Annotated in this window: 6 protein-coding genes; all 6 read left to right on the top strand. The window is 72.7% G+C overall.

Annotated features, from left to right (window positions below):
- Positions 1-84: 84 nt before the first annotated feature.
- The 6 genes from ACZ9QC_RS17910 (at position 85) to tmk (ending at position 12158) form a co-directional block, all read left to right on the top strand.
- Positions 85-696: a small secreted protein gene (locus ACZ9QC_RS17910; RefSeq protein ID WP_316726591.1), complete on the top strand. Its 612-nt coding sequence runs from the start codon at positions 85-87 to the stop codon at positions 694-696.
- 283 nt (positions 697-979) lie between these two features.
- Positions 980-2512, top strand: a complete 1533-nt coding sequence (locus tag ACZ9QC_RS17905) for a DUF7059 domain-containing protein (RefSeq protein WP_472921028.1) — start codon at positions 980-982, stop codon at positions 2510-2512.
- A gap of 271 nt (positions 2513-2783) precedes the next feature.
- A complete protein-coding gene (locus tag ACZ9QC_RS17900; RefSeq protein WP_472921027.1) occupies positions 2784-5186 on the top strand; it encodes a serine/threonine-protein kinase in 2403 nt (800 codons plus the stop codon).
- Positions 5187-5284: 98 nt separating this feature from the next.
- Positions 5285-5482 carry a hypothetical protein gene (locus ACZ9QC_RS17895; RefSeq protein ID WP_472921026.1) on the top strand — a complete coding sequence of 66 codons (198 nt, stop codon included), beginning with the start codon at positions 5285-5287 and terminating at the stop codon, positions 5480-5482.
- Between the two features lie 311 nt (positions 5483-5793).
- Positions 5794-8646, top strand: a complete 2853-nt coding sequence (topA, locus tag ACZ9QC_RS17890; protein WP_472921025.1) for a type I DNA topoisomerase — start codon at positions 5794-5796, stop codon at positions 8644-8646.
- Positions 8647-8855: 209 nt separating this feature from the next.
- Complete coding sequence (gene tmk / locus ACZ9QC_RS17885) at positions 8856-12158, top strand: dTMP kinase (protein ID WP_472921024.1); 3303 nt, start codon at positions 8856-8858, stop codon at positions 12156-12158.
- The last annotated feature ends 176 nt before the right edge of the window (positions 12159-12334 follow it).

The following is a 12334-nucleotide window of genomic DNA, read 5'->3' as shown; positions in this document are numbered from 1 at the left end:
TGCAAACGGTTACAAAAGGTGCACCGGGGGTGCTCGGCACACAGGTGGCTCCCATTCGGCGTGTATGTTCCGGGGCCGAGAGCCATGGAAGGGACCAATCCGGTGAACAAGAAGCTCGCGGCCGCACTGTCCGGCGGTGCGGTACTGGTACTGGCGCTGTCCGGCTGCAGCGGCGACGACGAGACGAACGACAAGCTGAACTCCTGGGCCAAGGAGGTCTGCGACTCGGTGCAGCCGCAGATCAAGAAGATCGCGGCGGCCAACGCCTCGATCCAGAAGGAGACCTCGGACGACAGCGCGCCGGCGGACGTGCAGAAGGCCGACTCCCAGGGCTTCCAGGACATCTCCGACGCCTACAAGGCGATGGCGACGGCCATTCAGCAGGCCGGGGCACCGGACGTCGAGGAGGGCGAGAAGAAGCAGAAGGCCGCGGTGGCCGAGCTCAACCAGCTGTCCACGGCGTACGGGGAGCTGAAGAAGAAGTCGGACGCGCTGAACATCAAGGACCAGGCGAAGTTCGCGGACGGGCTCGAAGGGGTCGCGACGGAGCTGGAGAAGCTGAGCAAGACCGGGAGCGACGCGTTGAAGGAGCTGGAGAAGGGGGAGGTCGGGCAGGCGATGGCCGAGCAGCAGAGCTGCAAGTCCGCGGGCACGTCCGGGGCGGCGTCGGTGCCGGCTGTGCCTTCTGAGGGCTGAGGGCTGAGGGGTGCTCTCGGTGGTCGGTGCGGATTGTGCCGGGCCGGGGGTTGATCGGGTGCACGGCGGTCGGGCTGAGCGGGGTGGGTTCCGCGGCTCGGCGATTACGAGGTGCCGCCTGCGCCCACCCTCCCCCACTCTCGGCTTCGCTCGAGCGGGAGGTGTCCCCATCGCCCCAGCGGCACGACTGCCCGCAGCTATGACGTGGCGTCGGGGGCGCAGGGGGAGAACACGGGGTGTGTGCCGCTGAGGCGGGTCGTGGGGCGCGGCTACGCTGGGCGGTGTGAGTGACTCCAGGCTGTCTTCGTTGCCCTCTGTTGATCGGTCCGATGTCGCCGCTCGGTTGCGGGAAGCCCTGCTCGGGGCCGACTTCACCGCCGACGGGCTGCTCGAACTGCTCGGTGCGCCGGCGTACGCGGCCCTCGCGCGGAGCGAGGTCGTGCCCGCGCTGAGGGCGACGCGGGGGGAGACGGCGCTGGAGGCGCTGGTCCGCCTGTTCCTGTTGCAGCAGCCGGTCGTACGCGCGCGCGTGGAGGGCGTGCTGCCCGTCGACGCGTGCGTCGAGAGCGGCTGGCTCGTCCGCGTCGGCGACGACGGGGACGAGGTCGCCGCCACCGTCGACGTCCGGCCGTACGGCGGCCCCGGCGGCGAGGACTGGTTCATCGTCTCCGACCTGGGGTGCGCGGTCGGTGGGGCCGGCGGGATCGGGAGCCGGGACGAGGGCGTCGTACTGGGGGTCGGCGGGGCGTCCACGACGCTGGCCGGGATCACCGTACGGACGCCCGTCGCCGCCGCCCTCGACCTCGGGGCCGGCTCCGGCATCCAGGCCCTGCACGCCGCCCAGCACGCCACGCGCGTGACGGCGACCGATCTCAACCCGCGCGCGCTGCACATCACGGCGCTCACGCTGGCGCTGTCCGGAGCCCGCGCCGCCGAGCTGCGGGAGGGTTCGCTCTTCGAGCCGGTCGGGGCGGACGAGACGTACGACCTCATCGTGTCGAATCCGCCGTTCGTGATCTCGCCCGGTGCCCGGCTGACGTACCGCGACGGCGGGATGGGCGGGGACGACCTGTGCCGCACGCTCGTCTCGCAGGCGGGGGAGCGGCTGAACGAGGGCGGCTACGCGCAGTTCCTCGCCAACTGGCAGCACGTGGAGGGGGAGGACTGGCAGGAGCGGCTCAGGTCGTGGGTGCCGCGCGGCTGCGACGCGTGGATCGTGCAGCGTGAGGTCCAGGACGTCACGCAGTACGCGGAGTTGTGGCTGCGGGACGCGGGCGACCATCGTGGTGACGTGGCCGAGTACCAGGCACGGTACGACGCGTGGCTCGACGAGTTCGAGGCGCGGAAGGTGAAGGGCGTCGGGTTCGGGTGGATCACGCTGCGGAAGTCGGCCGCCGCGGAGTCGGAGCCCTCGATCACCCTGGAGGAGTGGCCGCATCCGGTCGAACAGCCGCTCGGTGAGGCGGTGCGGCAGCACTTCGCGCGCGTCGACTACCTGCGGGCGAACGACGACGCGGCGCTCCTGGAGGCGCACTTCCGGCTCACCGCCGAGGTCGTTCAGGAGCAGGTCGGGCTGCCCGGTGCCGAGGACCCCGAGCATGTGGTGCTGCGTCAGAACCGTGGGATGCGCCGGGCCACGAAGGTGGACACGGTGGGCGCGGGATTCGCCGGTGTGTGCGACGGCACGCTCAGCGCCGGGCGGATTCTGGACGCCATCGCCCAGCTCGTCGGCGAGGACCCGGTGGCCCTGCGCGACCGGACGCCGGTCCAGATCCGCCTCCTCGTCGAACAGGGGTTCCTCGAACCGGCTCGGTGACCCGCCCCGCACCGGCGGGGGAGCCCGTCCGGTCTCCCGCACCCGGTGACCATTTCCGGACCGTCCGATGACGGGACCGGTACCCCGCGCGGCGCCCGTTCCCGTGATGGGTGGGGCTGGTTCGCACCTCTGGGACACATGTGTCTCCTCTGCCTGAATTGGTCCGTAAAAGGGCTCCTGTCAGTGGTGCGTGCGAAGCTATTTTCAAGAGACGGATTCGACGTGTCCTCGGGGGAGGCACGCGCTGTCTCTGGGGGATCGGGGGATCGCGATGGCGGGGGATACGCCGGAGCAGGGCCGGGGAAGGATCATCAACGACCGGTACCGACTGCTGCGCACCCTGGGCGCGGGCGGTATGGGCCGGGTCTGGCTCGCGTACGACGAGGAACTGGCCTGCGAGGTCTCCATGAAGGAGATCTCCCTGCCCGATGTCCCGATGGACGCGACCGAGCCCGCCCAGCGCATCGCCCGGGCCCGCAGCGAGGCCCGGCACGCCGCGCGACTGCGCGGCCATCCCCATGTGGCCACGGTCCACGACGTGGTGCTCCACGAGGGCCTGCCGTGGATCGTCATGGAGTACGTGCCGGACGCGATCGACCTCCAGGCGGTCGTACGGCAGCGGGGTCCGCTCTCGCCCGAGCAGGCCGCCCGGGTCGGGCTCGCGGTCCTCGACGCGCTCACGGCGGGGCACCGCATCGGCATACTCCACCGGGACGTGAAGCCGGCCAACATCCTGCTCGCGGCCGACGCCTCGGGCGACCCCTACGCGCGCGTGCTGCTCACCGACTACGGCATCGCGCTCCAGCCGGAGTCCCGCGAACCCCGGCTCACCGCCACCGCCGGAATCCTCGGCACGCCCGGGTATCTGGCGCCCGAACGGGCCCGGGGCGAGCCGCCGACCCCGGCCGCCGACCTGTTCTCGCTCGGCGCCACGCTGTACGCGGCGGTCGAGGGCCGCGGCCCCTTCGACCGGCACGGCGAGTACGCGACGCTCACGGCCCTGCTCGGGGAGGAGCCGGCACCGCCCGCCCGCGCCGGTGAACTCGCCCCCGTCCTGCACGGGTTGCTCATCAAGGACCCCGTGCGCCGACTCTCGCCGGAGGCCGCGGCACGTGGCCTGGAACGGGTCGCCGCCTCGGGCGGCGAGCCGACCCCGCCGGGCTGGGGCGCCACCCCCGCCTCGGCACCCGGCGCCTTCGGACCGGCTCCCCGCACCCCCGGCACCCCCGGCACGCCGGGGACCCCCGCGACCCCCGGCACTCCCGGCGCGCCTCCGGGGTATGTCGCGAGCGCGCCCCCCGGGTACGTCGCCGCCGGGCAGCACGGCCTCGGGGGCACGCCCGACACGCCTGGCCCACCCCACACGCCGTACACCCCGGGGGTGCCGCACACCCCCGGCACGCCCTCGTCGCCGAACGCCCCCAACACTCCCGCCGGTGGCCCGCCCACGCCGGGCGCGGCCCCGGGCGGCGCTTCGCCGCACGACCCGTGGCAGCGGGGACAGCAGCCGCGCGGCCCCTACGACAGCTACAACCCGTACGGGGGCCGCCCGTCCACGCCGTACGGGAGCCCGGCGGGCGGCGGGGCCACGCCCTACGCGGGCGCCCCCGGTGGCCGGCCGTCGGCGTACGGCGGCGCGGGCGCTCAGCCACCCGGGTACGGCGGCACCGTGGGCAACCAGTCGCTGCCGTACGCGGCCAACGCGTCGCCGCCGTACGGCGGTGGCGGCGCCACGCCTCCGGGGAACGCGGGATTCCCGACCATCACGGCAGGGAGCCCGCCGCCGCCCGGCGGACCGCGGCGCAGGACGCCCGCGGGGGCGGTCGTCGCGATCGTGGTCGCCGTGCTGCTCGTGGCTGGCGGCGGCACCTGGGCCGCGGTGAACCTGTCGGGCGGCCCGGACCCCAGGCCCTCCGACAGCCCGGGCCCGTTGTCGTCGCCGACGTCGGAGTACCCCTACGGCAAGCAGGCGGCCCTCAAGAAGGCGCTGGAAGTGGGGGACTGCGTCAAGGCCGTCTGGACGGGGACGGCGTTCGACTCGGTGCCCGACCTCGGCGTGGTGGACTGCGACGAGGACTGGCCGGACGGTCAGGTCGTGGCGATAGCGACGGCGTCGGACCCCGCCGAGGCCAAGGCCAGCGGAGAGCAGCGCTGCGCCGGCCAGGCCGACGCGCTGGCCGAGGCCCTGCCCGACGCCGGCGTCTACGCACTGATCCCGACGAAGGAGGGCTTCACCGCGGCCAAGGGCGGTACGGCATGTCTCGTCCTCGGCAAGCACGTCCCGATCGGAGGCGAGGTGGGCCGACTCCGTGACGTGGGCATGAACCTGTGGCCCACGCAGATGGCCGTCGGCGACTGCTGGGACTACACCATCAGGGAGGACGAGGGGTACGACGCCCCGCTGACCGACTGTGCCGAAGCGCACACCGACCAGGTCGTCGGATCGGTGCAGGCACCCGACAACATGACCTTCGCCGGAGCCCTCGCCGAGGGCGGAAAGCTGTGCACCAACAGGTTCGAGACGAGTTGGGCGCCCGGCGCTGACCTGATCGTGTCGGGATGGGTCTCCGCCGAAGAGGAATGGAAGAAGGGCTTCAACAAGGTGGTGTGCACGGTGCGCAACGCCGACGTGTCGCAGACGACCGGCAAGATACCCACGCCCGGCTCTGTCTGAGAGGCCGGACGCCTCACGTTCACCTCGGGTTCGCGCGCCCGCTTCCCGTCCGTGCCAGCCTCCCGTCCCGGGGCAGTCGAGGGGTGGGAGGACGGGACATGGAGAGCGGTCCGGCGATCTTCGTAGGAGTGGTGTTCGCCCTGTTCGGGGGCGGACTGATGCTGTGGACCGTGCGGAGGCTGCGCCTTGGCGAGCCGGTCGCGCAGGGGGCGCGTCCCGCGTTGTCGGCGACCCTCGCGAGCATCACCGCGGTCACCGCTCTGGTGCTCGCCGCCTGGTGCCTCACCCGCGTCTGAGCGGGCGCGGGGAGCCGGGGCCGGCGAGCGAGCGGGGTAACCGCGATGTGACCCTCCGCATAGGCCCCGAACGGATCGCTGAGGACGCCGGGCGGCAGGAATGGCGGTAGTCGGGTTACCGTTCGAGTGGCCGTTGCGGGCTTTTCCCGTTTGACACGGGGGCGGGATGTACCGTCACACTCCGCAGCGTCAGCATGACCCGACCCCCGGGCCGACAGCCGAGCCCCGTGCGAGGCAACGGCCTCAAGGGGTCGCCCGCCCCGGGACGCAAGCCTGGGGAGACCCAGCGTCGACCGGAGAGAAGAGCGAAGTTGTCCCCGACCAGCGAGACCGCGAAGGGCGGCCGCCGACTCGTCATCGTCGAGTCGCCTGCCAAGGCGAAGACGATCAAGGGCTATCTCGGCCCCGGCTACATCGTCGAGGCGAGCGTGGGGCACATCCGCGACCTTCCCAACGGCGCCGCGGAGGTGCCCGAGCAGTACACCGGCGAGGTGCGCCGCCTCGGCGTCGACGTCGAGCATGACTTCGCGCCCATCTACGTGGTCAACGCGGACAAGAAGGCCCAGGTCAGGAAGCTCAAAGACCTGCTGAAGGAGTCCGACGAACTCTTCCTCGCCACCGATGAGGACCGCGAGGGCGAGGCCATCGCCTGGCACCTCCAGGAGGTGCTCAAGCCCAAGGTCCCGGTCAAGCGGATGGTCTTCCACGAGATCACCAAGGCCGCGATCCAGGCCGCCGTCGCCAACCCGCGCGAGCTGAACCAGCGCCTCGTCGACGCCCAGGAGACCCGCCGCATCCTCGACCGCCTCTACGGCTACGAGGTCTCACCGGTCCTGTGGAAGAAGGTCATGCCGCGGCTGTCGGCGGGCCGCGTCCAGTCCGTCGCGACCCGGCTCGTCGTGGAGCGGGAGCGGGAGCGGATCGCCTTCCGCTCGGCCGAGTACTGGGACCTGACCGGCACCTTCGCGACCGGCCGCGCCGGTGACGCCTCCGACCCGTCGTCGCTGGTCGCCCGCCTGCAGTCCGTGGACGGCCGCCGCGTCGCCCAGGGCCGCGACTTCGACTCGCTCGGCCAGATCAAGGGCGCCAACGTTCTTCACCTGGACGAGGCGAACGCCCGCGCGCTCGCCGCCGCCCTGGAGAACACCCGCTTCTCGGTCCGCTCCGTCGAGTCCAAGCCGTACCGCCGCTCGCCGTACGCCCCCTTCCGTACGACGACGCTCCAGCAGGAGGCCTCGCGCAAGCTCGGCTTCGGGGCGAAGGCGACCATGCAGGTGGCGCAGAAGCTGTACGAGAACGGCTTCATCACCTATATGCGTACGGACTCCACGACGCTCAGCGAGACCGCCGTGGCCGCCGCTCGCGCCCAGGTCACCCAGCTGTACGGCGCCGACTACCTGCCGGCGCAGCCGCGTACGTACGCCGGGAAGGTCAAGAACGCGCAGGAGGCCCACGAGGCGATCAGGCCTTCGGGTGATCGTTTCCGCACGCCCGCGGAGACCGGGCTGACCGGTGACCAGTTCAAGCTGTACGAGCTGATCTGGAAGCGGACCGTCGCCTCCCAGATGAAGGACGCCACGGGCAACAGCGTCACCGTCAAGATCGGCGGCACCGCCTCCGACGGCCGGGACGCCGAGTTCAGCGCCTCCGGCAAGACGATCACCTTCCACGGTTTCCTCAAGGCCTACGTCGAAGGTGCCGACGACCCGAACGCCGAGCTCGACGACCGTGAGCGCCGGCTGCCGCAGGTCGCCGAGGGCGACCCGCTCTCCGCCGAGGAGATCACGGTCGACGGGCACGCCACCAAGCCCCCGGCGCGCTACACCGAGGCGTCGCTGGTCAAGGAGCTCGAAGAGCGCGAGATCGGCCGCCCGTCGACGTACGCGTCGATCATCGGCACCATCCTCGACCGGGGCTACGTCTTCAAGAAGGGCACGGCCCTCGTGCCGTCCTTCCTGAGCTTCGCCGTGGTCAACCTGCTGGAGAAGCACTTCGGGCGGCTCGTCGACTACGACTTCACCGCCAAGATGGAGGACGACCTCGACCGCATCGCGCGCGGCGAGGCCCAGGCGGTGCCGTGGCTGAAGCGGTTCTACTTCGGCGAGGGCAGCGATGCCGGCGGCACGACGGCGGCCGAGGCCGGCAACGGCGACGGGGACCACCTCGGCGGCCTGAAGGAACTGGTCACCGACCTCGGCGCGATCGACGCCCGCGAGGTCTCCTCCTTCCCCGTCGGCAACGGCATCGTGCTGCGCGTCGGGCGCTACGGCCCGTACATCGAGCGGGGCGAGAAGGACGCCGAGGGGCACCAGCGCGCGGACATCCCCGAGGACCTGGCCCCGGACGAGCTGAGCGTCGAGCTGGCGGAGGAACTGCTCGCCAAGCCGAGCGGCGACTTCGAGCTGGGCGCCGACCCGGCGACCGGTCACCAGATCGTCGCCAAGGACGGGCGCTACGGCCCGTACGTCACGGAGATCCTTCCCGAGGGCACCCCGAAGACGGGCAAGAACGCGGTCAAGCCGCGCACGGCCTCCCTGTTCAAGTCCATGTCCCTGGACACGGTGACCCTCGACGACGCCCTGAAGCTGATGTCGCTGCCGCGGATCGTCGGCGCCGACGCGGAGGGCCAGGAGATCACCGCGCAGAACGGGCGCTACGGGCCCTATCTGAAGAAGGGCACGGACTCGCGTTCGCTCCAGAACGAGGAGCAGCTCTTCACGATCACCCTCGAAGAGGCGCTGGCCATCTACGCCCAGCCCAAGCAGCGCGGGCGGGCCGCCGCCAAGCCGCCGCTGAAGGAGCTGGGTGAGGACCCCGTCAGCGGGAAGCCGGTCGTGGTGAAGGACGGCCGCTTCGGCCCGTACGTCACCGACGGCGAGACCAATGCGACGCTGCGGTCCGGGGACAGCGTGGAGGCGATCACGCCCGAGCGCGGGTTCGAACTGCTGGCGGAGAAGCGGGCGAAGGCACCCGCCAAGAAGACGGCCAAGAAGGCGCCGGCGAAGAAGACGGCGACGAAGACCGCCGCGAAGAAGGCCACGCCGGCGAAGAAGACCGCTGCCGCGAAGAAGACCGCTGCTTCGAAGACGGCCGCGGCGAAGAAGGCGGCACCCGCGAAGAAGGTGGCGGCGAAGAAGGCGACGTCGGCCGGGGAGAGCGCCTGACAGCTCGGGGGCGTGGTCGTTCGGCGGCTGCGTGATCGTCGTGGTTGATCGCGCAGTTCCCCGCGCCCCTGGGGTGGCTGCTGTGCGCGGTGGCTGGAATCTTCACCTCGGGTGTACTGAATCCGCGCGCTTTCCGCGACTTGGTGTCGAAGTGTGTGCGCGCTTGGGCGCTGCTTCTGGGTGTCGGTGCGTGCCGATAGGCTGAAAGCATGATGCGAGCCGAGCAGCCTACGGCCCACAACCCGGCCCCCGACGACGCCCTGGCAGCCGACTCCAGGGAGCGCGCCGTCCGGGCGCTGCTGCGTCGGCCGCAGCTGAAACGGTTGTGGAGCGCACAGCTCGTGGGCGGCGTGGGCGATGTGCTCGCGCTGCTCGTGCTGGTGCTCCTCGCCTTCCAGGCGGCGATCGCCGAGGGCGCCTTCGGCGGCGGATACCGGGGCGTCGCACTGACGGTCGCGGTCGTCTTCGGCACGCGCGTCCTCGCGACCCTGCTGTTCGGTGCCGTACTCCTCGGGCCGCTCACCTCCCTGACCTCGCAGGACGGTCCGCTCGACCGCCGTTGGACCATGGTCGGCGCGGACGGGCTGCGGGTCCTGCTGCTGATCGTCGCGCCCCTGTGGATCGACTGGACGCCGGACAACGCGCTCGCGGTGCTGCTGGTCACCGTGTTCGTCGCCGGTGTCGCCGAGCGGTTCTGGACGGTCTGCCGCGAGAGCGCGGCCCCCGCGCTGCTGCCCGCGCCGCCGCCGGAGGGCGCGACCGTACGGCCGCTGCCGGACCACATGGACGCGCTGCGGCGCCTGTCCCTGCGTACCGGATTCGTGGCCGTTCCTCTCGCGGCCGCCGTCCTCGTCGTCGCCTCGCTGCTCAACAACCTGCTGGGTGCGGGCCTCGACTGGTTCGGGCAGCACCAGGCCGCGCTCGCCTCGTACGTCGCCGCCGGGCTCTTCGCCGCCTCACTGTCGGTCGTGACCTTCCTCGACCTGCCCAAGACGCGTACCCCGCGCGCGCGGTCGCCGCTGGAGGGGCTGCGCCGGCCCAAGACCGGCACCGGTGTCGACAAGGGCCGCACGGGTGCGATCCCGCTGCTGGTGCCGGCCTGTGGGGCCGTCGCGGGTGCGGTCGCCGCCGCGGTCGCCGTCGCCGTGCTGCACGCCAAGGACCTGGGCGGCGGGCCGGTGATGTACGGGCTGTTCGTCGCCGCGCTGACGGGTGGCGTGGTCGTCGGGATCCGTCGGGGCCCGTCCGTGCTGCCCTCGCTGTCCCGGCGCCGGCTGCTCGCTCTCGCGATCGCCTTCACCGGGGTCGCGCTGCTCGCCGCCGGTCTGACGCCGGACGTCACGAGCGTCGTGCTCATCCTGGGGCTCGCCGGAACCGGCGCGGGGATCGCCGCCAACACCGGGCACACGCTGCTCGATCAGGAGGCCGAGGACTCCCGCCGAGCCCGGACGACCGAGCATCTGCACGCTGTCGTACGGGTGTTCGTGGCGCTGGCGGTGCTCGTCGCTCCGCTGGTCGCGGCCGTCATCGGACCGCACCGGCTGGAGAGCGGCAAGTTCGTCTTCGCGCACGGCGGTGCGGCGTTCACGCTGATGCTGGTCGGGGCGTTGCTGCTGCCGGTGGCCGCGCTGGTGCTCGCCAAGGTCGACGACCGGTCCGGGGTACCGCTGCGGCAGGACCTGCGGGACGCGTTGCTCAAGGGCGACGACCCGGTGCAGGCGCCCGCGGCCTCCGGGTTCTTCATCGCCCTGGAGGGCGGGGACGGCGCCGGGAAGTCCACCCAGGTCGAGGCGCTCGCCGAGTGGATCCGGGCCAAGGGCCACGAGGTCGTGGTGACGCGCGAGCCGGGGGCGACTCCGGTGGGGAAGCGGCTGCGGTCGATCCTGCTCGATGTGTCGTCGGCCGGCCTGTCCCACCGCGCCGAGGCGCTGCTGTACGCGGCTGATCGTGCCGAGCACGTGGACACCGTGGTGCGGCCCGCGCTGGAGCGGGGCGCGGTGGTCATCTCGGACCGGTACATCGACTCGTCCGTGGCCTACCAGGGGGCCGGGCGGGACCTCTCGCCGACGGAGATCGCCCGGATCTCGCGGTGGGCGACCGACGGACTCGTGCCGCACCTGACGGTGCTGCTGGACGTGTCGCCGGAGGCCGCGCGCGAGCGGTTCACCGAGGCGCCGGACCGGCTGGAGTCCGAGCCGGCCGAGTTCCACGAGCGGGTGCGGGCGGGATTCCTGACGCTGGCCGCCGCCGATGCCGGGCGCTACCTGGTGGTGGACGCCGCGCAGGACCCCGAGGCGGTGACGACCGTGGTCCGGCACCGGCTCGACGTGATGCTGCCGCTGTCCGAGGCCGAGGTGAAGGCGCAGGAGGAGGCGCGGCGCAAGGCCGAGGAGGAAGCCCGGCGCAAGGCCGAGGAAGAGGCCGCGCGCAAGGCCGAGGAGGAGCGGCTGGAGCGCGAGCGCCAGGAGGAGCTCGCGCGGCTGCGGGCCGAGGAGGAGGAGCGCAAGCGGCGCGAGCTGGAGGAGGCTCAGCGGCGCGAGGCGGAGCGGCAGGCGGAGGAGGCCCGGCAGCGGGCCGAGGACGCGCGTCGCCGAGCTGAGGAGGAGCAGGCGCGGCTCCTCGCGGAGGAGAAGGCGCGGGCCGAGGCGGAGGAACGACGTCGGGTCGAGGAGGAACGGCGTCGTCAGCAGGCCGCCGAGGAGCAGCGGCTGCGGGCCGAGGCGGAGGCGCTGCGCCTGGAGAAGCAGCGGAAGGCCGAGGAGGCGTTGCTGCGCGCCGAGGAGGCCCGGCGGGTGGCCGCCGCGGCGGAGGCCGAGCGGGCGGCGGCGGTCGCGGCGGAGGCGGAGCGCGCCGCGGCGGAGCGGGCCGAGGCCGACCGGAAGGCTGAGGCGGAGCGGGTCGCGGCCGCGGCGGAGGCTGCGCGGATTGCGGCCGAGCGGGGGAGTGGGGCCGAGGCCGGGTCCGCCAGGTCAGGTGCGGGCGCGGGCGCTGGCTCTGGGGCCGGCGACGACGCGGTGACTGTGGCTACGCCGTTGGTGACGCCGACGAACGCTTCCGGTGGGCCGGTGGATGAGACGGCTGTGCTGCCGCCCGTGCGGGACGCGTCCGGGGCCGACTCCGAGGCGACGGCGAAGCTGCCGAAGCCGTCGGTGCCGCCGGTGCAGTCGCCGGGGGCGGCTACGGAGGACGAGACCGCGGTGTTGCCGCCGGTGCCTTCGGGGGCGGCCGATGAGACGGCTGTGCTGCCGCCGGTGCGGGACGACTTGGCGCCGCCGGGGTACTTCCGGGACGAGCGGCCCGCGGCCGGCGGGGCGGACGGGTCTGACGCCGTGGATCGGACGCGGGAGCTTCCGCAGGTCGATGAGCAGGGGGTGCCTCGGCGGCGGCCTCGGTCGGACTGGGCCGAGGAGACGCCGTTGGACGATCTGCCCACGTTGGCGGACGAGCTGTTGGGGTCCCACGACGAGGACGACGCCGATGAGGGGCGGGGCTGGCGGCGTCGCCGTCGCTGAACCGAGCTGAGCCGAGCTGGGCTGGGCCGAGCTGGGCTGGGCGGCTGAGCTTTGGTGGGGCGTGTGCGGCTGGTACGCGTTCCGCCGGTGGTCGGGTGTGGTCGGGGCCGTGCCGGTGCCTCAGCCCGTCGCTTTGGTGCCCTGTGCCCGGGGTGGTCCCCCGGGCACTCTGGGCC

The organism is Streptomyces sp. HUAS MS02 (assembly GCF_055702265.1).
The sequence above is the reverse complement of the archived record's forward strand: the minus strand, read 5'-3'. Positions and strand labels throughout refer to the sequence as shown.